The following is a 22,364-nucleotide window of genomic DNA, read 5'->3' as shown; positions in this document are numbered from 1 at the left end:
AATCTGAATCTGAAAAAGTTTAGATAAAAATAAAGCGGCTTACGCCGCTTTATTCATTTATTGAACTGACAAACTAACAGTAACTTAGTTGTTCACTTTAAGCTTTTGAAAGTACTCGTCATAAATAACGCTCGCTTCGCCAACTTCATCCTGCCATACGCCGTTATCCATCACAGATTGCGGTGGGAAAACGTTCTTATCTTCAGCAAATTCTTTAGGAAGAAGAGGGTAAGCCGTTTTAACTGGAGTCGGGTAACCGATCTCTAGAGCAATCTTCGCTGCATTTTCTGGACGAAGAAGGAAGTCGATCATCTTATGCGCTGCTTCAACGTTTTTAGCGCCAGATGGGATAGCTAGGCTGTCCATCCAGAAAATCGTGCCTTTTTCTGGCCAGATGATATCGATAGTTGCGCCTTCTTGGCGTGCCATGTAAGCAGAACCATTCCAAAGCATACCAAGAGACACTTCACCAGCTAGGTAAGGGTTAGCAGGGAAATCAGAGTTAAATACCAATACGTTTGGCATTAGCTTACGAAGTTCTTCGTATGCTTCTTTGATCTCTTCAGGATTAGTCGTGTTTGGAGAGTAACCCAGTTTAGACAGTGCGATATGGAAAACCTCACGAGAGTCATCCATCATCATTAGTTGGCCTTCCCACTGCGTATCCCACAAGTCACCCCAGTTTTTAACTGAAGACTTGTCTAGCATATCAGAGTTGATACCAATACCAGTCGCACCCCAGATGTATGGGATCGAGTAGTTGTTGTTTGGGTCAAACGGCTTATCTAAGTAGTTTGGATCCAAATCTGCAAAGTGGCTTAGCTTAGTTTTATCAAGCTCTTGAAGCATGCCTTCTTTACGCATCTTTGAAACGAAGTAAGTAGAAGGAACCACTAAGTCGTAACCCGTACCTTGAGTTTTTAACTTAGCGTACATGCTTTCGTTAGACTCATAGGTTGAGTAATAGACTTTGATGCCGGTTTCTTCTGTGAAGTCTTCTAATACTTCATTTGGAATATATTCAGACCAGTTGTAAAAATACAATTCTTGGTCAGCTGCGAAAGAGGGTGTCGAAAGTAAAGTAGCAGCACACAATGCGCCGGTATACAGTGTTTTTTTCATTACTGTTCCGTTCATTTGTTTGATTTGGAGCTGGGTAGTGAACCCAAAGTAAAAGGATTTCTAAAAATCGCGCTGAATTATAGCAGTGATATAACAAAATAGGCAGCCTAAGCTGCCTATTCATTGATATTCTTATTTTTAACTTGTTGGCTGTCTGGCAGGGTTGTTAGCTAAACCAGTCACTTACCGCCAATTAGATAGCAAACAAACGAGTTAGCTTACTGACCCGCTTTAAGCTTCATGAAGTAGTCTTCATACTTCACGGTCTTATCACCAACCGCTGCTTGCCATTCAACACGGTCAAGATCTTCTTGTGAAGGGAACAGAGCAGGGCTGTCTTTGAACTTCTCGTTTGATGCTTTCACTGCTGTTAAATAGCCAGTATCGCGAGAGATTTGTTCTGCAATTTCCGGACGAAGTAGGAAGTCGATCATCTTATGAGCCGCTTCTATGTTGATTGCGCCAGAACTGATTGCAAAATTATCGACCCAACCAATACCGCCTTCTTTAGGAAAAACCAGTTTAATCGGTAACCCTTCGTTTTGCGCAGCAGCGGCAGAGCCGTTCCAAAGCATACCTAAGCCAACGTCACCAGACATGTATGGCGTACCTGGGTTGTCAGAGTTAAATACCAAAACGTTTGGCATTAATTTCTGTAGCTCGGCGTAGGCTTCATCGATTTCTTTTTCGTTTGTTGTGTTACCTGAGTAACCCAGCTTACGTAGAGCAATGTGGAACACTTCACGAGTGTCGTCCATCATCATCAGTTGACCTTCGAGCTCTGGCTTCCATAAGTCAGCCCAGTTTTGGAAATCTTCTGGATCGTACATATCTGTATTCACAGCAAGGCCAGTTATAGCAACGACGTGTGGAATAGAGTAGTCGTTGTTTGGGTCATATGGCTTATCTAGGTAGTTTGTATCTAGATTCTTGAAATTGTTCAGCTTGGTTTTGTCGATCTTTTGAAGCATGCCTTCATCGCGCATTTTAGACACGAAGTAGGTCGATGGAACCACAAGGTCGTAACCTTTGTTGTGTGTTTTCAATTTGGCATACAAAGTTTCATTCGACTCGTAAGTTGAGTAAATCACTTTGATGCCCGTTTCATCCGTGAACTGTTCTAAGATCTCACTGTTGATATAAGGTCCCCAGTTCATGAATACCAATTCTTTGTCATCTTTTGCAAACGATGGTGCAGATAACATTGAAAGCGCACATGCACTACCAGCCAATAGAGTAGCCCATTTTTTCATTGACGTTAGCTCCAAACTAAACGTTGCCCAAAGGCACTAGATAGAAAAACAGAATGGCAATTTACCATTCTGTTTATGAATAACACTTTTTTTGAACTTGAAGTATCTTAACTTCGTATCAAGTCAGTCTCTTAATAGAGTAGGAGGCTTACTTAACTTTTTCTCTCGCTAACAACTGAGAAATGATCACCAGTATCAACGATACCACCAACATCATTGTTGCTAGAGCATTCACCTCTGGAGAGATGCCTACTTTAACCATCGAGTAAATCTTCAGTGGTAATATTTCATACGTCGGGCCCGTTACGAAAGAGCTGATGATCACATCGTCCAAAGACAGAGTGAAGCTCAATAACCAGCCAGCAGCGACCGCAGGTTTAGCAAGAGGCAGGATGATCTGCTTTAGAATAGTCCATTCACTTGCACCTAGATCTTTTGCTGCTTCAAGCATCTTCACATCAAAACCATTCAAGCGACTGTAAACTGTTACTACAACAAACGGCAGACAGAACGTAATGTGCGCGGCAAGTAGGGTAAAGAACCCTAGTTGCACACCCATTACCAAGAAGAGCGCAAGAAGCGAAATAGCCATCACAATATCAGGCGACATCATTACGATGAACAGCATGCCGTTGACGATACCTTTACCTTTAAATTGATAACGGAATAGGGCAACAGCGGTTAGGCTTCCTACAATCGTGGCAGCTGTTGCTGAGAATACCGCTACGTTGATCGAATGCCATGCAGCCTGCATTAGGCTGTCATTGTTAATCAATGCGTCATACCATTTTGTCGTGAAGCCACCCCATTTCATACCAAATTTATTGGCATTAAATGAGTTCGCAATCAATACGATAATTGGTAGGTATAGAAAAGCGTACACCAACGCCATAAAGCTGAACTTAACTGTGCGACCCATTAGTCTAGCTCCACTTTCTTGTTCAATAGCTTGCCTGCTCGGTAGTAGGCATACAACATCACAGCCATAGCGGTGGTCAGTGCAATACTGGTTGCGGCGCCAAACGGCCAATCACGAGCATTCAGCACTTGGCTCTTAATGACGTTACCGATCAACAAGTTCTTAGCTCCGCCCAACAAGTCTGAAATGTAGAACATTCCAAGCGCAGGGAGCAATACAAGTAAACAACCGCCGATAATGCCTGGCATCGTTAGAGGTAAAACAACCTTCAATAGCGTTTGAAGTTTGTTCGCACCTAAGTCTTTAGCCGCTTCTAAATAAGTATCGTCTAGCTTTTCAATCGCTGAATACAACGGCAAAATCATGAACGGGAGCAGGATATACACTAAACCGATCATTACTGCCGTTTCTGAATACATAATACGAAGTGGTTTATCGATAATATCTAACGCTAACAAACCTTTGTTCAAAACACCTTGAGTACCCAAAACCACTTTTAAGCCGTAAGTACGAATCAAAGAGTTAGTCCAGAATGGCACAATCACTAAGAACAACATGATTGGACGCCATTTAACCGGCATTTTTGCCACTATGTAGGCAAACGGGTAACCAATAATTAAACAAAGCAGAGTTGCGACTATCGCCATATAGAAAGAGTGCATAAGCACTTTAAAATACAACGGATCAGCTAAACGCAAGTAGTTATCGAGAGTGAAAGTCATCTCGATTAAATTCGCTTCATCACGAGTTAAGAAGCTCGTTCCGATGATCATGATGTTTGGAATCATCACGAACAGAACCAGCCAACCTGTGATTAAAGCAACAATCGCGTTTTGTAAATTAAACTTCTTGCTCATCTTCTAATACCACTTCCCAACTCTCAACCCAAGTTACTGCAACTTTTTGGCCCAGTGAGTGATCAACATCAGGGTCATCTTCGTTGAAGAATTCGCTAACCATGACACGCATACCAGATTCAAGTTCAACTACTGAATCTAACGTCATGCCTTTGTAGGTTCGATCGACAATATGGCCAACAATAGAACGCTGTTCCGACTCTTTAATTTCTTCAAGACGAAGATCTTCAGGGCGAAGTAGTACTTGCAACTTTTGACCTGGTGATACGTCTTTATCGTGATAGATAATTGACTCTTCGCCTTCGATTGTCGCAATAATGCGCTTCTCATCTTGACGAGATTTCGCTGTCGCTTCGAATACGTTAATTTCACCAATGAAACGAGCAACAAATAAGTTCTTGGGCTCTTCGTAGATTTCTCTTGGTGTTCCGTCTTGTTCAATCACACCATCACGCATAACAATAATACGATCAGACATGGACAGTGCTTCTTCTTGGTCGTGCGTTACAAAAATGAACGTAATCCCAAGTTGACGTTGCAATTGTTTAAGCTCGATCTGCATTTGTTTACGTAGTTTGTAATCAAGGGCAGACAGGGATTCGTCCAACAAAAGAACTTTAGGTTTATTAACAACAGCACGAGCGATTGCAATACGTTGTTGTTGACCACCAGATAGTTGGTGTGGCTTTCGTTGCGCCATTTGTTCCAAGCGCACCATTTTCAAAGCATCCATTACACGAGGTTCAATCTCTGTGTTTGGAACTTTCTGCATGCGTAAGCCAAATGCCACATTGTCGAAAACGGTCATATGTGGGAATAGGGCATAGCTTTGGAATACAGTGTTAACATGCCTTTGTTCAGCAGGAACTTGGGTTACATTCTGATCCGCTAATAGTATTTGACCACTATCTGCCGTTTCAAAACCCGCAATCATTCTTAGTACCGTTGTTTTACCACAACCTGATGGTCCTAAGATCGTGAGAAACTCACCATGATTTACATTTAGATCAAGATTGCCGATGACTTGCTTACCATCGAAACTTTTACTAATGCCAGTAAGCTGTACGACTGGCTTTCCTACTGATTTTTTAGCGTTCAACGTCTGTTTTTCTCCACCTTGGTTCTTTTTGAGACCTGTTGCTATACACTTTTAAGGCGCGCATCATAATCACCAAAAACGTGAATTCAAAGCATTTTTTATCATTAGTAGACAAAAAATTTCGCAGGTAAAAGTAAACATCCTTTACCATACTGTAATTTACAAGGTTTACACCCCAATAAGTGTCTAATTATTAACCATTAAGACGTAAAAGCAAGCCTTGTTACAGATTCATATTTTAGTTTGTAGCCGACATATGGGTATAATGAAGCCAATTTTTTATCAATAAGTTAGGTGGCTTCGATAAAGTAAGCGCACCTAGGTATCATTATGAACAACGACATCGAAAAAGATTTTAATTTAGGCGGTAGCATCGACCGAGCTCTTTCAGGTGATTATGAGCTGAAAGCAACGGCTGTATTCCAAGAAGCTTGGAAGCATACCGTCGGTCACTTCCTTTCATTTTCTCCCGCGATCGTTGCTCTAATGTTCGTGCAACTGGCTATTTTTTATATCGCATTGAAATTACAACTGGGTGACCCTGCCGTCATTCTAGATGCCGTTATCGACCCAGAAGCGTTTACCCCACAGATTGTTGAATCTATTTTCATTGCTAACTTTAGCTACGAAGTGGTCAGTGCTCCTATTTACGCGGGTATTAGTCTAATGGCTATGAGCCACGCGGCAGGCTTGCAAACCAAGACTCGTCATATCGGTAAAGGTCTACAATTTACTGTCCCAGTAATACTAGTGACTTTGTTCAGCCTGATGCTTCAAGGCATAGCCGGAATGCTCTTACCGTTTCTTTCTATCTACTTCTCACTGGCGTTCAGTCACTCAATTCTATTGATTTGTGATAAAAAAGTGCCACCGATGCAGTCGTTATTGCTTTCGCTGAGAGCAGTGAATAAGAAGATCTTCACCGTCGCATCTATCTATTTAGTGGTTATGCTGATGTTCATCGTTGCGGCTATGATGTACGGCATTGGTCTAATCTTTGTTCTTCCATTCTTTTTCCATGTGAAAGGCATTCTTTATCGTGAAATGTTTGGTATTAAGTTAAAGGTTATTGCGTCAGATCGAACAAATAACGATGACGACAATGATCATGACAACGAAAGTGGCAGCAACAACGACGATAACAACAAAAACCCTCAGGTGTTCGATGCGTAATAATGATCAAGCAGGCGTTGGTAAGTCTCTAGCGCTTAAAGTGACGGCTCTAGCGATCGTTGGTTCTATCTCACTGATTGGTCCATACATTTATCAAGAAGAGGAACGTCGACGTACGGCAGACCAAAGTTCCAATTCAACGAACCAATTTGGTGACTTAACCGTTGCTTCAAGCACACCCAATTTTACAGCTATCGAAGATGTGAACGAAAAAAAAGACGCATTCTTTTCGTTCTTACGTCCTAGCATCAACATTGAAAATAAGCGTATCGTCAAAGAGCGAGCGTTTTTGACCAAAATTTCAGAATCTGGTTTAAGCAATACAGATTCGGAAGACACGTTGTATGCAAAAAGGTTAGGGAAGTTATACAATTTACCAGTGTCACCTTCAGGTTTAGATAAAGCATGGTTAACCGAGATGCTCAGTCGCGTAAACGTATTGCCAGAGGCGCTTGTGCTCACACAAGCTGCTAACGAGTCAGCTTGGGGAACATCGCGTTTCGCGACCAAAGCCAATAACTACTTTGGCCATTGGTGTTATACAAAAGGTTGCGGACTCGTCCCATTACAACGTAACGAAGGCAGTTCACATGAAGTCGCGACATTCTCTTCAAGCCAAGAGTCTGTTCATCGTTACTTCATGAACCTTAACCGCAACCGTGCTTATGCTGATTTAAGAGCTATTCGAGTGAACCTCGCTGAAAAGGGTGATGATTTGCTGACAACTGAAACCGCTACAGAGCTAACCAATGGCCTATTAAAATATTCTGAGCGAGGTTCAGACTATGTGACTGATTTACAAGCTATGATTCGTCACAACAAGGTATACTGGAAAAAGTAACTCGATTTGATATCGGTTTGGTTACCTTGCATCATAGGTTTCTGCCAAGCAAAGTCACAAAAGAGCAGCTCACAGCTGCTCTTTCTATTTATAAACGCTCAACTTCAACAAGATTATAATAATGAAAAAGACAGCACTCGCTTTATTCGCCTCACTAACCCTTGTGGCTTCTCTTCCAGTTTTGGCGCAAGAATACATGTTCACGTATTCTAAACTTTATACTCAGCTTAAAAATAACACCAAAGAAGGGCACGATGATGTCAAAGTTGCGGTCTTCTTTGTCGATCAACAAGCTCAAAAAATCTGTCATATCAGCAAAGCTTGGATGGAAAAAGAAGAGCACTATGAAGAACTCAAAGTGTCTCCAGTGCATGAACTGCTTCTGCCGGTAGATAAAAACTTGCGTTCAGCAAACCCTCTTATCTTTGTTCAGACTCAAGAACAAGAATGTGCGTACTCTTTAGTTGTTATGACTCAGGAGCCTTTAACTGGCAAAGTAGAGATTGCACAGATAGAGAGCTTACTACCACAGATGCAAGCGATGCTAGAAGATGTAAGCGGTATGTTTTCAAGCTGGTTTACCCCTGACGTGGAAGGTTTAACACTCGAGTTTGCTAACAAACTTGAAGGTAACATCGAGCTGTCTAATGGCAAACAAATCCAAATTAATGAAGGGCGCGCTAAGTTTACTGTGGCTGAGTTGGAAGGGAGCAGCATTACACTTCCGGAAGCGACGGTACGCGTTCTTCCCTACATTCCAGCTCAATAGTTCGAACTTCATTAAGTTTCGACAATAGTAAAAGAAGCAGTGCCCATAAAAATGAGGCACTGCTTTTCATTTCATACTGACAAAAAATCTTGTTTCAATAACCAGTGTTCTGATTCAGTACAATTTCCCGTACATTTACTGATTTATCACATGACATTGCAGAATCTTTCTATCGCTTAGCTTGTTTATCCTTCCGTTACTATTTAAACCTCAAATAAAAATCCGTATAATCCACGCCCTAAAACAGTCCCACTAGCAATCTACAGTCGATAATAAGACGGTGTGAGAGTCGCAATGAACCAAAACGATATAAAAAAAGAGACACTTGAATTCAACAAACTTCAGAAACTTTTAAGAAGAAATGTTGGAAACGCCATCGTCGACTACAACATGATCGAAGAGAATGATGTCGTTATGGCATGTATTAGTGGCGGTAAAGATTCATTTGCGATGCTAGACATTTTGTTACGTTTACGTGAAGCCGCACCCATCAAATTTGATGTTGTAGCCGTAAACCTAGACCAAAAACAACCTGGTTTCCCTGAGCATATTCTTCCTGAATACTTTGAAACACTGAATATTCCTTACTACATCGTAGACAAAGACACATATTCAGTTGTTAAAGAAAAAGTGCCTGAAGGTAAGACAACATGTGGCCTATGTTCTCGTCTGCGTCGTGGCACTTTGTACTCGTTTGCAGAAAAAATTGGTGCAACTAAAATCGCACTTGGGCACCACCTTGATGACATCGTAGAGACTATGTTCCTAAACATGTTCCACGGTGCTCGTTTAAAGGCGATGCCACCGAAGCTACGCTCTGACGATGGTCGTAACGTTGTTATTCGTCCATTGACTTATTGCCGTGAAACGGATTTGATTAAATACGCTGAGCACAAAGAGTTTCCAATCATTCCTTGCAACCTTTGTGGGTCTCAAGAGAACTTACAGCGTCAAAACATCAAGGCAATGCTGATCGACTGGGATAAGCAAACTCCAGGACGCGTAGAGAAGGTCTTTAAGTCCATTCAAAACGTAAGTCCTAGCCAGTTAGCAGACCGTGAGTTGTTTGATTTCATTAACTTACCGCTAGACCGTACTGAAGAGCGCAAAGCATACGAATTCGAAGAAGCTGAAATCTCGTCGTCAAACATTGATGAATCAATGTATATCGACGTGACTAACGTATAACGATATAAATCGCCTTTAGGCTATTCGGTTCTTTGAAGCTATTCTATTGTTATGAATAACGAGTAGTATTAGACAAACAAAAACGCCTCAAGTAATACTTGAGGCGTTTTTTCGTTTACAAGTTAACTATTCTTGAACGTAAACCACAGAGGCTAAATCTGTCCCGAGTTTAACCCACTAGGAAAAACTTAACCTTTAGAAAGGTTAGGGTCCAGAGGACTCACATAACCTGAGGGCTTAAGCGCTAAAACGTCACAGTTAATCTTATCGATAACATGTTCCGCTGTATTACCAATAAACACGGCAGACAAACCAGTACGGCCAGTTGTACCAAGAATCACCATCGCAGCGTTGTGTTCAGACGATACGCGAGGAATAACATCTTCCGGCAAGCCTTGCTCAACCACGGTTTGCTCTTCACACATACCATGCTTCTGGCGCAATGCTTTCATCGCCGTCAAATGATGGCCTCGTACCGCATCGGTATAAGACGTCGGATCAAACTCTGGTAATTCAATAGTGATGTTAGCTGGCGTAACAGGATAGGCATTCACCAAAAACGGCTTAGCATCTAAACGACCAGAAATCTCAAGTAATCTGTCAACCATTGAATCATTGAGCTCTAAATGAGCTTCTGTCTCAGAGCCAACATGAACTGAAGCGTAAATCTTAGCATCATCCGGCCAGAAATCATTTTTAACCAACAGCACTGGGCTAGGGCACTTTCTCAATAAATGCCAGTCTGTCGGGGTGAAGATAACAGACTCTAACGTATCGTGCTTACGCGTGCCTTTGATCAAAATGTCATGCTCACCACTGTAAACCTCAGCAATGATCGCCTCATACGGGCGATTATGCCAAACCACTTGTACGTTAAATTCAATAGAATCATCAAGGTAAGGAGCAGCAACCTTATTCATCCAAATTTCACGCTGATGAATTACGCCTTTGCGCATTGCATCTCTCTCATCAACAGAGAGCATAGATGTCATTTCATACGAGAAGTCGTAGATCGACAAAAAGAAAGTGATGTGGCTTGTTGAGGTGCTTTTCTTGGCAAGTTGGATAGCACGAACTAGAGCAGGTTGCTCATCGTGATTAATGTCTGCGACAACTAAAATTTTGTTATAGATACTCATAACTAAGCCTACTTTTCAGACCGAACATATAAATAATGTAGCGTAGTTATGGAGAGAATAAGAGAAATATAAGAGGTTTTAAGAGAGAAACATGATGTAGCTCATTATTGAACTACATCATTGATATCTAGACTATTCTTTTGAAACGCCAGCAAGTTCCATCAACGCATCGTGATCTTCGATAGTGATGTATTTGCCTTTAACGCTCAAGATGTCCGCTTTTTGGAAACGACCTAACAGACGGCTGATTGTTTCAACAGTCAAACCAAGGTAGTTACCAATATCGCCACGAGTCATCGTTAAGCGGAACTCACGAGGGCTGAAGCCACGCTGAGAGAAGCGAGTTGAAAGGTTGTAAAGGAATGCCGCAAGGCGCTCTTCCGCGTTCTTTTTAGAAAGAAGCAGAATCATTTCCTGGTCACCTTTAATCTCATTACTCATCAAACGCATAATCTGCTGACGCAATTTAGGCATTTTCCCTGATAAGTCATCGAGAATCTCATATGGAATTTCACATACCATAGAAGTTTCCAAAGCTTGAGCGAAACTAGGGTGTTCGTCACCCGTGATCGCGTCAAAGCCAACAAGATCGCCCGCTAAGTGGAATGCAGTAATCTGCTCATCACCTTGCTCGGTAATCGTATAGCTTTTAATCGTTCCAGAGCGAATAGCATAAAGAGACTTAAGTTCGTCTCCCGCTTTAAATAGCTCTTGGCCTTTTTGAATAGGTTTCTTTCTTTCAATGATCTGATCAAGTTGATCTAGCTCAGATTCATTCAAAGTAAATGGGATACAGAGTTGGCTAATACTACAATCTTGGCAGTGGATCGCACAGCCACCAGACTGAACTCGTTTCGTCACAGGCTTTTCAGAAATCATAACAATCTTTCACTATTTGATATACGTCAATATTTTAGCATTCCTTAATCCTAAAGGGTAGTAAAAAAACCGGATTAAAGACACCACTATACGGTATAAATAATGAGCTGTAGCGCCATATAACCGGTATAGAAGCCGTAAATGAGGATTAAAATTGCGCCAAACTGGCGAAATAAGTCAGCTTGTTGCAGTTTTTTGAGGAAATTGGCACCCATTCCAACCGTGAGCATCGCTGGAAGAGTACCTAAACCGAAAGCAAGCATGATACCCGCTCCGTTATACCAACTTCCTGATACGGCCGCCCACGTTAGCATTGAGTAAACAAGACCACATGGAAGCCAACCCCAGATAAAACCAAAAGGTAAAGCATGGCTAGGGTGCTTCAATGGTAGAAATGATTTGCCTAAAGGAGAGATATAACGCCATAGCTTCTGTCCAACTTTTTCAAAGAACAACAAGCCAAACCACCATTTACCAATATACAAACCTAAGACGATCATAAAACCAGCAGCAAACAAACGCAGCCAGCCCAGCAGAGCATTAAAATCGCTCAGCTGACCTATCGAAGAGATTGCACCACCAATAACACCGCCAATCACAGCATAGCTTAGCAAGCGCCCTAAGTTATAAAGCAGAGGAATGACAGGGGAAGGTTTACTGTTGCCAATCGAAAGAAGCGACGCAATACCACCACACATTCCCATGCAATGGCCTGCGCCGATCAATCCAACAACAAAAGCGCCAATCCAATCAGGCGTCATCGTTATTTTTGTCTAAGTTAGTTTGGCTTTCTACGTTAGCTTTCTCATTCTTGACAGGTTTACTATCAGAATGATGATGAACATTAGTATCTTCATCAAACAGAATGTTATGGCCTTGGCGTTCAAGGTCTTCAAACTGCTCGCTCTTCACTGCCCATAGAAAGATTCCAACCGCGATACATACAAGTACGATCGCAATTGGAATGAGTATGTATAAACTTTCCATTATTTACCTTGCTCTTTTAAAAGCCTTAACGAGTTAGATACTACAATAATAGAGCTAGCAGACATGCCAACAACGGCAATGTATGGAGCAACCAAACCTGCGACAGCCAAAGGAAGAATAAGTAAGTTATACCCTAGTGACCAAGCTAGGTTTTCACGGATTATCCTACGCGTTTTTAGCGCCAAAGTACGGGACTTAAGTAATCTATCGAGCTTATCACCCAATAGCACCATATCCGCAGAGGCTTTCGCCACATCAGTACCGCCGCCCATAGCAACAGACAGGTGAGCACCGGCAAGAATAGGGGCGTCATTGATACCGTCACCAACCATCATGGTAATGTCACTTGCGTCTCTAGAGTTTAAATAAGCCAGCTTGTCTTCCGGCTTCGCGTTAGCAACAATGTCAGTAATACCAATCTCTGCTGCAACAGGCTTCGCATTAATCAAAGAGTCGCCAGTCAGCAGCGTAGTTTTGATTCCCGCTTCTTTGAATTGCTTAATGAACTCGATACTTTCTTTACGAATCGGATCTTCATAAGTGAATGTTGCAATATGACGACCAGACATCGACAAGTAAATACCATTACTTTCAGATGGCTGAGCTTCACCTAGAATGAACTCGCTGCTACCAATCGCCACCTCTTGCCCATTCAACTCGCCAGTAATGCCCGAGCCAATCACGTTGTTTACCGACTCTACTTCGATACCATCAGAAATATAAGTTTTGAACGCTTTAGCGATAGGGTGGTTAGCGTGTTGCTCTAGGCTTGCTGCAACTTGCAAACAAGTGTCTTTATCAAGGTCAGCAAACGTCTCAACTTTACTGATACGAATATCACCTTCAGTCAGAGTGCCCGTTTTATCGATGATCAAGTGGTTTACCTTGCACAAGGTTTCAAATACGTGACCTTTGCGCAGCAAAATACCAAAGTTACCCATACGAGATGTTGAACACGTAATCGCCGTCGGCGTCGCAAGAGACAAAGCGCAAGGGCAGGTCGCTACTAATACTGAAAGCATGATCCAGAAAGCGTCCTCTGGTCGTGTTTGATGCCAGTAGAACCAAGTCCCGAATGAAATGATTAAGATAACCGCGACAAAGTATCGAGCCACCACATCGGCGATTTCAGCAATTCGGGGTTTAGACAATTGAGCTTCATCTTGAAGACGAACGATATTAGAAATAACCGAATCCACTTTAGAGGTCATCACTTCCAATTCAAACGATTCATCACCATTCAATGTGCCAGCAAAGACCGTATCACCTTCATTCTTGACCACATGGATAGATTCGCCAGTCAGCATGGATTCATCGATATGAATTCTGCCAGACAATACTTTGCCATCTGCGGGAATATGTTCACCCGGTAGAACGCGAATCTGGTCGCCAACTTTTAAGGTTTTTACCGGTACTTGCTCACCGTCTAGCGTTGTCGCCATCGCAGGAACGAGCTTAAGCAAGTTACCGCTAGCTGCTGCAGCTTTACGACGCGCGCGCATCTCAAGGAAACGACCAAGCAACAAAAAGAAGGTGAACATCGAGATAGATTCAAAGAACACTTCGCCTTGCTCTGTCACTGTTGCCACTAAACTCGCAACGTAAGCAAATAGCAGAGCGATCGAAACGGGTACATCCATACCCAATGTTCGGCCTTTAATACTGCGCCACGCATTAATATAGAAAGGCAACGCAGAGTATAGGAGAACAGGTGTTGCGAAGATCAAACTTACCCAACGGAAGTAACTTTTGAATTCAGGTTCAAGGCTGCCAAATACTTCGAGGTAGAGCGCTACAGCTAACATCATGACTTGCATGGTCGCTAAACCAGCAATACCAAGACGATAGAGATAATTCTTCATCGATCGATGATAGGCGGCTTCTTGTTGATCAGCCTCGAATGGAGCGGCTTTGTAGCCTAGGGTATGGATTGCAGACAACAGCTCGCTCAGTTTAGCCTGAGTGTTGTCCCAGCTGAGCAGGGCGCGGTTAGTCGTGGTATTAACACGAATACTAACAACCCCTAACTTTGAAGAGACTTGCTTCTCAATAAGCCATGCACAAGCAGCACAAGAGACACCTTCTAGTGACAATGTCACTTCAGAAGTATTTTCAGAGTTACGGACGAACTCCAATTGAACATCTTCGTTGTCGTAATGACTGAGTGCCAGAAGTTGCTCTGGAACTAGATCCGCTTTTTCAGCCGGAGCGGTACGATATTGGTAATAAGAGACCAAACCGCTATCAACGATTGTCTGGGCTACGGTTTCGCAACCTGGACAACACATCGGTCGAACCGATCCTAAGATTTCTACTTTAAAATCCGTTTCCGCTGGTACATCTTCACCGCAGTGATAACAGGATTCACACATAAGCTTTAGTTCGTTAGTTGAGTAGGAGTATCAATTGGGAAGTTCATGCGACCTTGCACTAACCATTCAGAATCATGCGGAGAAAGCTCGATAAACCATGGACCTTGCATTTCATGGTCCAGAGTCAACGTGTAGTTACCGCTCGCATCAGCGGTCAGTAGCTGAGTAAAATCACGGTCAGGGAGCGTTCGGTGCACGAACATTGCGCTAATAGCAGGGAAGTGGTCTAGCTTGCCTTTGTCTAGGGTAATGATAACTGAGTTACCTTTCTCGCTAACTGAAGCTGATAGGCCAAGCTTTTTAGCAACGTTTACTTTTGAAATGTCGACATTAATACCTTTACCTTTTTTATAGTAATCTTCAGTGACAACGTTAACTGAATGGTTGGTAAGTATCGCGACTCGAACCAATGTTAGCATAGAAACGCCAACGGTTAGGAAGATCAAAAACCACGGCCAAAACTGCTTATACCAAGGTTGTACCATATTATTATTCTCAATATATCCAATGAAATAAAACTAATTTTTACAAACACTTAAGGTTATAACTGTAAAAGAAAGACAGCCCCTTAAGAAGGGGCTGTTATTATTATGTTACTCTTTATCTGAGTTGCTGAGGCTCCAGACGTAGGCAGCGACGAGCTGTACTTTATCCTCACCGAGGATGTCCTTCCAAGCCGGCATTACACCAGAACGACCGTTCATTACTGTTTCAGTTACATCAGCACGAGAATCGCCAAACAACCAATCGCGGTCTGTTAGGTCAGGAGCACCAACAGCAGGGTTACCCTTACCATCTGTACCATGACACGCAGCACACACTACGAAACGTGCTTTACCAGCTTCTGCTTCACGTACGTTCACGCTACGACCAGAAAGGCTAAGAGTGTAGCTAACCACTTCTTTAACGCCTTCTTCGCCAAGTGCGTCTTTCCACGCTGGCATTTGACCGACACGACCATGCATGATGGTAGTAACGATCGCTTGTGGTTCACCGCCATATAGCCATGCATCGTCAGTCAAGTTAGGGAAGCCCTTTTGACCACGAGCATCAGAACCATGACACTGAGAACAGTTTTGCAGGAACAAGCGTTGACCAACTTTGATTGCGTCAGCATCTGATGCAATGTCAGGAACAGAACGAAGACCGTTCTCATCATGAGCTAGCTTCTTAAATGCTTCGCCAAAGTAAGTATTCGCGTCATCAAGCTCTTTTGCGTACTCATCTAACTGTTTGTTAGCTTGAGCTGCAGCGATTGCAGAGCGAGACTCTTCTACGCTACGAACTGTTTGGTTTGAACTCGTCCAACCTAGTAGACCTTTAAAGTTGCCAAGGCCTGGGTATAGAGCAAGATAAACAGCTGCAAACACAATTGTGCTAACGAAAAGGTATGTCCACCATTTAGGTAGTGGGTTATTAAGCTCACGAATACCATCGTATTCATGGCCCATGTCATGACCTTCTTCTACACCTGTTTTATCGTTGGAACACCAACGAAGTAAGGCTGCACAGCCAATCAGCGTACCGATTGTGATGACTGTTACCCAAATACTCCAGAATGTACTCATTACTTCGTCACTCCTTGATTTTTATCTTTCGCAGGTGCTTCATCAGCGAACACTAGGTTTGCATCTTCGTCGAAACGCGACTTACGATTCTTACCGAAAGCCCACCAAACGATGCCGATGAAACAAGCAAAAACAGTAACAGTCCAAACACTTTGAAATGTAATAATGTCCATAATTATTCCTTATTTCATTGCGTGGCCAAGCGATTGAAGGTAAGCGATGATTGCATCCATCTCTGTTTTTCCTTCAACATCTTGTTTAGCGTTAGCAATTTGTTCGTCTGTGTAAGGAACACCAAATTGATTACGGAAGATTTCAAGCTTCTGCTTAGTCAATTTGCCATCAAGTACATTCTCAGCAAGCCATGGGAAACCAGGCATGTTTGATTCAGGAACAAGTTCGCGAGGGTCGAGAAGGTGAACACGGTGCCACTCATCAGAGTAACGATCACCTACACGCGCTAGATCTGGGCCAGTACGCTTAGAACCCCATAGGAATGGGTGTTCCCAAACACTTTCGCCAGCTACAGAGTAGTGACCGTAACGTTCTGTTTCAGAGCGGAAAGGACGAATCATTTGGCTGTGACATACGTTACAACCTTCACGAATGTAAATATCACGACCTTCCATTTCCAGAGCAGAGTAAACGCGTAGGTTTTCTACAGGCTCAGTCGTCTGCTTTTGGAAAATAAGCGGAGTGATTTCTACTAAAGCACCAAAGCTGATTGCGATAACAATTAAGATCGCGAGTAGACCAACGTTTTTCTCGACCAACTCATGGCGATTCTTTGAATTTGAGCTCATTCTAAATCTCCTTAAGCCGGTTGAGGGATAGCTTTAAGACTATCTTTAGGTGCAGAAACAGTTTTGTACGTGTTGTATGCCAGTAAGAACATACCAGATAGGAAGATAAGACCACCTAAGAAACGCACAAAGTAGAACGGGTAAGAAGCTTCTACAGATTCTACAAAGCTGTAAGTCAATGTACCGTCAGAGTTAACTGCACGCCACATCAGACCTTGCATCACACCAGAGATCCACATTGCAACAATGTAGAAAACTGTACCAATCGTTGCTAACCAGAAGTGAACATTGATTAGAGATACAGAGTACATACGCTCTTGACCAAATAGTTTAGGAACTAAGTGGTAAACCGAACCAATTGAAACCATAGCAACCCAACCTAACGCACCAGAGTGAACGTGACCGATGGTCCAGTCCGTGTAGTGAGATAGTGCGTTAACCGTTTTAATTGCCATCATAGGGCCTTCGAAAGTCGACATGCCGTAGAATGATAGAGAAACGATTAGGAAACGTAGGATTGGGTCGTAGCGAAGCTTATGCCACGCACCAGATAAAGTCATAATACCGTTGATCATGCCACCCCAAGACGGAGCAAACAGAACCAATGACATAACCATACCTAGAGACTGAGTCCAGTCTGGAAGTGCAGTGTAGTGTAGGTGGTGAGGACCAGCCCAGATATACAGTGACACAAGAGCCCAGAAGTGAACAATCGACAAACGGTAAGAGTAAACAGGGCGACCAGCTTGTTTAGGAACGAAGTAATACATCATACCTAGGAAACCAGCTGTCAATAGGAAGCCTACCGCATTGTGTCCGTACCACCATTGCACCATTGCATCAATTGCACCTGCATAAATCGAGTAAGATTTAAACGCAGATACAGGAACAGCTAAGCTGTTAACTATGTGCAACACGGCAACCGTGATGATGAAGGCTCCGAAGAACCAGTTTGCTACATAAATGTGCGATGTCCTACGTTTAATCATGGTTCCGAAGAACACGACTGCGTAAGCTACCCACACAAGAGTAATAGCAATATCGATTGGCCATTCAAGTTCTGCATATTCTTTACCAGAGGTTAAACCTAACGGTAAAGTAATTGCAGCGGACAGGATAATCGCTTGCCAACCCCAAAAGGTAAAGGCTACGAGAGGGCCACCAAAGAGACGCGTCTGACAGGTACGTTGCACAACATAATATGATGTTGCAAACAGCGCACTTGTACCGAACGCAAAAATAACCGCATTAGTATGCAGGGGACGTAAACGACTGTACGTCAACCACGGCGTATCAAAGTTTAGCTGTGGCCAAACTAATTGAGCGGCAATCAAAACACCAACGCCCATACCGACAATACCCCACAAAATTGTAACGAGGGTAAATTGACGGACGACCGTATAGTTGTAGTTTTGTTCAAGCTGCTTTTCTTGGCTCATTTGCATGCTTCCAATTTCTTATTTACTACACTTTACTTCCAACACGACTCACGTCGTAATGCCACCCAAATTAGAAAAGGAAATTCAGCCTATTCAGGGCTTTATTTCCACTTGCTGATTTTGAAAAAAAGTGGCATTTTCAACGCGACACTATACTTGAATTAACAAATCAATGACAGAGTAGTAACCTTACGCTTGGTCTGGAATTGGATTTTTATTTAAAAACTTTGAACTTTGTAACAAGGAGTAAAGATTATAATGGCGGCACAAAAGCTAACAAAGGGCAGGCTCGTACAAATTATCGGCATGTTGGTTGTTTTAATAGCGGCATTTACTTGGAGAACAGTAACATACGACAATAACGAAACGGTGAACTGTATCGTTTCCAAACCTTGTGAATTTGGTATTGATAAACATAATGTTTTGATTTCGGGCAATAGCCTGGGGTATTCAATCGAAACATCTGAAACTGGCAAATTTATCATTAACCAAAATGGAAGCGGGATTTTAGAAGAAAAAGGCCCTTCAAGTTGGCTTTTACAAACTAGTGATAATACATCCTCAATAACCGTTACATTTCCACAACAGGTCAGCACGTTTTCTGTAAACCTATCTAAAGAGTAACAGATCCAAAACTGAGTCATTCCTCGGTTCTTTTGATAGAAATATGTACTAAATCAGTGAAACACAGTGCACTTAAGTGTTATAAAGAGTGCATTAATAAAGTTTCCAGAAATCTATGAAATTTCTATCAAAAGTCTCTTATTCCTTAAATGATAAAATTGCGGTAGATGAGCTGCTCAGCGGGGTGGATAATCCCGACGATATTGCTTGTCTTATTTGCTATTGCACAGAAGAGTACTCCACACTCGCTGTGCAACGATATTTGGTAGACGCTCTTCCTAATACTCCCATACACGGTTGTACAACTTGCCACGGTATAATGACCGAAACTGGATTTCATTCAGGCCCAGTGATTGGTGTGCTGATCATTTATGATTCAGGGATCAATGCTTATGGTACTGGTATCGAACACTTTGGTGACTCTATACACCACAGCACCTTCAACGCCATCGATCGAGCACTTAAGAACGCTAATCGAGAAGGTGAAATACCCGACCTCATCTTGCTGCATTCTACTCCAGGTAATGAAGAGAAGGTTATGGCAGCTATCGATAAGAAATTCGGCACTGAGGTACCTATTATTGGTGGAAGCGCAGCTGACAATCAGGTTTCTGGAAATTGGAGCATATTTACCGAAGAGTCACTCTCAATTAATGGAGTGTCACTGACCGTCGTCTTTGCATCTCAGTCTATCTATTCATCCTTCAGTGCTGGTCACACACCCACCCGTTATTCAGGTACCGTGACCAAAGTCAGAAACAGAATCTTATTGGAAATAGACCACAGGCCAGCTGCTACCGTTTATAACGAATGGACGAACTTCCATTTAGGTGGAACTGATGATGGTTATATATTTGAAAAGTCTTCTGTTTATCCACTTGGCAGAAAAGTAGGCTCTTCCTACGATTACCCATATTTCAAATTATCTCACTCAATAAGAGAGACAGAATGTAACGGTATCGAGTTATTCACTGATATCAATGAAGGCGATACCATTTATTTAATGCAAGGTTCTAAGCAACAATTAATCAGCCGCGCTGCTAATATCATTCATTCTTCTTACTACAATGATATGGATCTCGAAGAGAAACTAGGTGCGATTAATATATTTTGTGCAGGACCTATGTTGAATCTTAAACAAGATATGGACGAGGTTTGCATTCAAATAAATCAAGCACTTAATGGACTACCTTACATTTGTCCGTTTACTTTTGGCGAGCAAGGAAGACTCTCTGGTGGCGAGAATGCACACGGAAATTTAATGGTGTCGTCTGCAACTTTCTATAGGTTAAAAAAGTAATGAGTTCTGAAGGTCAAGAAGCGCTGCAAGAAGCTCGAATTGAACTGCAAAAACTAAAATCGCGCGAACGGAAATTAGCTGAAGAGAATAGGGTGATCTTGTCAACTATCTCGGCTATCAGTAAGGCTGGCAATATCTCGGAGATATTCTCAAGCTTGGAGTTCGTACTAAAGAAATACATCCAGTTTGATGATTTTATCGTGGTATCAAGGGTAGGGAATGAAGGTAGTTTCAAAACCCTATTGACCAATAACAAAGTCTTCGAACAGATAAATTGGACTGATTGCGGCAAGCTATCGAGAGTCATCAATGGAGAATGCGCCATCCTTTTTGAACCCAAGTCTTTGGGTGAATTCAACTCTTTGCATCCCATTGTTCTTGACCAAATTAACTCTGTACTGATTACTGGGATTGACAGCGGATTGACACAATCCGTCATTATCTTTGTCCATTCCAACACCAAGCACTTTAGCATCGAAACCAAAACCACCTTAAATCGTTTTCGTCCGCTCATTGAGCGAGCCGTTTTCGATATCGAGAACAAAGAAAAGCTTGAAGCAACGGTTCGCGAACGCACTGCAGAACTCGTCACAGCAAGAAGAGACGCGGAAAGAGCTAACAAAGCAAAGTCTGAATTCTTAGCCATGATGAGTCATGAATTAAGAACCCCCTTGAACGCAATTATAGGTTTGATCGACACACTAAAATCCACACAGTTAAATAAAGAGCAACAATCTATACTGCTTAATATGAGCACATCATCTGAGCTTCTATTGGCGATTATCAGTGATGTCTTAGACTTTTCAAAAATCGAATCCGGATGCTTCTCGCTTGCACCTCAATGGAGTAACGTAAGAGACACTGTAACTTTTGTGTTATCAGAACAAAAGAAGACAGCTGACAACAAAGGACTCGAGTTAACTATAACCAGTGATATACCTGAGGGTGAACTTCATTATATTGACCCGAGTCGCTTGGCACAGATTCTCTTTAATCTAATTGGTAATGCGATTAAGTTCACTGAACACGGACATGTTCATGTTTCTATTGAGTACCAGCAAAGCTCATTCTATATAACGGTAGAAGACACCGGGATTGGCATCAGCTCACAACAACTTTCTTCATTGTTCAGTCCGTTTGTACAAGCCGATAGTACAATCACGCGTAGATTTGGGGGCACTGGCTTAGGCTTAGCCATCACCAAACGACTTGTTGAACTCATGCGTGGACGTATATCCGTAGAGAGTGAGCCGGGAAAAGGTTCCAAATTTGAAGTACAGTTACCAGTACTTACTAGAGTAACGAACAATCAAAGCCAAAATGATGCAGATGAATACTCACAAAAACTAAGAAGTTGCTATTCAGTTTTGGTGGTCGAAGACAATCCGACAAACCAAATGGTGATTAAGTTAATCCTAACGCGACAAGGCCACGAAGTTTTCATTGCGAGTAACGGTGAAGAAGCAATTGGCTTCATTGAAAGAGGCAGCGACTCAATAGATATTATCTTGATGGACGTGTCTATGCCTGTAATGGATGGCCTGACCACAACCAAATATATGAGAGACGCAAACATCAAAACGCCAATCGTCGCACTAACAGCACACACATCAATAGAAGACAGATGTTCGTGTTTAGATGTAGGCATGAATGATTTCGTCACCAAGCCCGTGAGAACCAAAGAAATCACAGAAGCAATTGATAGACTAATGCTTGAAATCTAATAAACGTATTCTTAATCGAAGATTAGGATATATGTTTATTAGGTATTTTATGGTAAATAGCCTTACTGTTAAATAGACTCCTAATTTGGAGCCTAATTGAATAGCGGGGTGTTATAAGTGGAGACTAGCCTTACCATTATTAATTTCAATTTAACATAATATACATAATACGCACTGAGCTTGTAAGCGCAAAGTTGTAATGTCACTATTTTCCAAAGTTAAAATGTCCCTTTAGCTCATCACCACTAGGCTTAATTGATATTGGTAAACGCTATGGACATAACAACATGCTGGTGACTATGAGTGAT

Annotated in this window: 22 protein-coding genes; 7 read left to right on the top strand and 15 right to left on the bottom strand. The window is 42.2% G+C overall.

The features are described 5' to 3' along the window. Positions 1-84 precede the first annotated feature (84 nt). From AACW75_RS03490 to potA, 5 genes are all read right to left on the bottom strand, one after another. Positions 85-1,122: an extracellular solute-binding protein gene (locus tag AACW75_RS03490; RefSeq protein WP_145568426.1), complete on the bottom strand. Its 1,038-nt coding sequence runs from the start codon at positions 1,120-1,122 to the stop codon at positions 85-87. A 218-nt stretch (positions 1,123-1,340) separates the two neighbouring features. Further along, positions 1,341-2,375 carry an extracellular solute-binding protein gene (locus tag AACW75_RS03485; protein WP_135458216.1) on the bottom strand — a complete coding sequence of 345 codons (1,035 nt, stop codon included), beginning with the start codon at positions 2,373-2,375 and terminating at the stop codon, positions 1,341-1,343. Positions 2,376-2,523: 148 nt separating this feature from the next. Beyond that, positions 2,524-3,294 carry a spermidine/putrescine ABC transporter permease PotC gene (potC, locus tag AACW75_RS03480; RefSeq protein WP_017074300.1) on the bottom strand — a complete coding sequence of 257 codons (771 nt, stop codon included), beginning with the start codon at positions 3,292-3,294 and terminating at the stop codon, positions 2,524-2,526. After that, positions 3,294-4,151, bottom strand: coding sequence for a spermidine/putrescine ABC transporter permease PotB (gene potB / locus AACW75_RS03475; RefSeq protein WP_135458218.1), 858 nt, complete (start codon positions 4,149-4,151; stop codon positions 3,294-3,296). Before potB ends, potC begins: the two co-directional genes overlap by 1 nt. Then, a complete protein-coding gene (gene potA / locus AACW75_RS03470) occupies positions 4,135-5,250 on the bottom strand; it encodes a spermidine/putrescine ABC transporter ATP-binding protein PotA (protein WP_135458220.1) in 1,116 nt (371 codons plus the stop codon). The genes potB and potA overlap by 17 nt, the downstream gene beginning before the upstream one ends. A 330-nt stretch (positions 5,251-5,580) precedes the next feature. Between potA and AACW75_RS03465 the strand changes: the two genes are divergently transcribed. From AACW75_RS03465 to ttcA, 4 genes are all read left to right on the top strand, one after another. Further along, positions 5,581-6,423, top strand: coding sequence for a hypothetical protein (locus AACW75_RS03465; protein ID WP_135458222.1), 843 nt, complete (start codon positions 5,581-5,583; stop codon positions 6,421-6,423). Further along, complete coding sequence (locus AACW75_RS03460; protein WP_145568428.1) at positions 6,416-7,264, top strand: glucosaminidase domain-containing protein; 849 nt, start codon at positions 6,416-6,418, stop codon at positions 7,262-7,264. Before AACW75_RS03465 ends, AACW75_RS03460 begins: the two co-directional genes overlap by 8 nt. A gap of 121 nt (positions 7,265-7,385) precedes the next feature. Continuing rightward, a complete protein-coding gene (locus AACW75_RS03455; protein ID WP_102553744.1) occupies positions 7,386-8,033 on the top strand; it encodes a DUF2987 domain-containing protein in 648 nt (215 codons plus the stop codon). Between the two features lie 294 nt (positions 8,034-8,327). After that, positions 8,328-9,221, top strand: coding sequence for a tRNA 2-thiocytidine(32) synthetase TtcA (gene ttcA / locus AACW75_RS03450; RefSeq protein ID WP_029224949.1), 894 nt, complete (start codon positions 8,328-8,330; stop codon positions 9,219-9,221). Positions 9,222-9,409: 188 nt separating this feature from the next. Here the strand turns inward: ttcA and uspE are convergent, their stop codons facing one another. The 10 genes from uspE to ccoN all read right to left on the bottom strand — a co-directional run bounded on the left by uspE (position 9,410) and on the right by ccoN (position 18,408). Then, entirely contained in the window at positions 9,410-10,360 is a 951-nt protein-coding gene (uspE, locus tag AACW75_RS03445) for a universal stress protein UspE (protein WP_145568430.1), read from the bottom strand. 132 nt (positions 10,361-10,492) lie between these two features. Continuing rightward, positions 10,493-11,239, bottom strand: coding sequence for an FNR family transcription factor (locus tag AACW75_RS03440; protein ID WP_004733691.1), 747 nt, complete (start codon positions 11,237-11,239; stop codon positions 10,493-10,495). 86 nt (positions 11,240-11,325) lie between these two features. Beyond that, complete coding sequence (locus AACW75_RS03435; RefSeq protein WP_004733688.1) at positions 11,326-12,000, bottom strand: sulfite exporter TauE/SafE family protein; 675 nt, start codon at positions 11,998-12,000, stop codon at positions 11,326-11,328. Then, positions 11,990-12,226, bottom strand: coding sequence for a cbb3-type cytochrome oxidase assembly protein CcoS (gene ccoS / locus AACW75_RS03430; RefSeq protein WP_017087782.1), 237 nt, complete (start codon positions 12,224-12,226; stop codon positions 11,990-11,992). The genes AACW75_RS03435 and ccoS overlap by 11 nt, the downstream gene beginning before the upstream one ends. Beyond that, positions 12,226-14,598, bottom strand: coding sequence for a heavy metal translocating P-type ATPase (locus AACW75_RS03425; protein WP_145568431.1), 2,373 nt, complete (start codon positions 14,596-14,598; stop codon positions 12,226-12,228). The genes ccoS and AACW75_RS03425 overlap by 1 nt, the downstream gene beginning before the upstream one ends. Positions 14,599-14,603: 5 nt before the next feature. Then, positions 14,604-15,083 carry a FixH family protein gene (locus AACW75_RS03420; RefSeq protein WP_004733683.1) on the bottom strand — a complete coding sequence of 160 codons (480 nt, stop codon included), beginning with the start codon at positions 15,081-15,083 and terminating at the stop codon, positions 14,604-14,606. A 108-nt stretch (positions 15,084-15,191) separates the two neighbouring features. Continuing rightward, positions 15,192-16,166: a cytochrome-c oxidase, cbb3-type subunit III gene (ccoP, locus tag AACW75_RS03415; protein WP_004733681.1), complete on the bottom strand. Its 975-nt coding sequence runs from the start codon at positions 16,164-16,166 to the stop codon at positions 15,192-15,194. Further along, on the bottom strand, positions 16,166-16,339 hold the full coding sequence (locus AACW75_RS03410; protein WP_004733679.1) for a CcoQ/FixQ family Cbb3-type cytochrome c oxidase assembly chaperone: 174 nt from the start codon (positions 16,337-16,339) through the stop codon (positions 16,166-16,168). The genes ccoP and AACW75_RS03410 overlap by 1 nt, the downstream gene beginning before the upstream one ends. A gap of 9 nt (positions 16,340-16,348) precedes the next feature. Further along, positions 16,349-16,969, bottom strand: a complete 621-nt coding sequence (gene ccoO, locus AACW75_RS03405; protein WP_017074286.1) for a cytochrome-c oxidase, cbb3-type subunit II — start codon at positions 16,967-16,969, stop codon at positions 16,349-16,351. A gap of 11 nt (positions 16,970-16,980) precedes the next feature. Continuing rightward, positions 16,981-18,408 (bottom strand): cytochrome-c oxidase, cbb3-type subunit I, encoded by a 1,428-nt coding sequence (gene ccoN, locus AACW75_RS03400; RefSeq protein ID WP_032497766.1) that lies wholly within the window; start codon positions 18,406-18,408, stop codon positions 16,981-16,983. 258 nt (positions 18,409-18,666) lie between these two features. On the opposite strand from ccoN, the gene AACW75_RS03395 reads away from it, so the two are divergent. The 3 genes from AACW75_RS03395 to AACW75_RS03385 all read left to right on the top strand — a co-directional run bounded on the left by AACW75_RS03395 (position 18,667) and on the right by AACW75_RS03385 (position 22,056). Then, entirely contained in the window at positions 18,667-19,032 is a 366-nt protein-coding gene (locus tag AACW75_RS03395; RefSeq protein WP_135458235.1) for a hypothetical protein, read from the top strand. A gap of 115 nt (positions 19,033-19,147) precedes the next feature. After that, complete coding sequence (locus AACW75_RS03390; RefSeq protein ID WP_135458236.1) at positions 19,148-20,332, top strand: FIST signal transduction protein; 1,185 nt, start codon at positions 19,148-19,150, stop codon at positions 20,330-20,332. Beyond that, positions 20,332-22,056, top strand: a complete 1,725-nt coding sequence (locus AACW75_RS03385) for an ATP-binding protein (protein WP_145568433.1) — start codon at positions 20,332-20,334, stop codon at positions 22,054-22,056. The genes AACW75_RS03390 and AACW75_RS03385 overlap by 1 nt, the downstream gene beginning before the upstream one ends. Positions 22,057-22,364 lie beyond the last annotated feature (308 nt).

Source organism: Vibrio sp. L3-7, from assembly GCF_963898195.1.
GTDB lineage: Bacteria > Pseudomonadota > Gammaproteobacteria > Enterobacterales > Vibrionaceae > Vibrio > Vibrio echinoideorum.
This window is presented reverse-complemented; position numbering and strand designations above follow the sequence as displayed.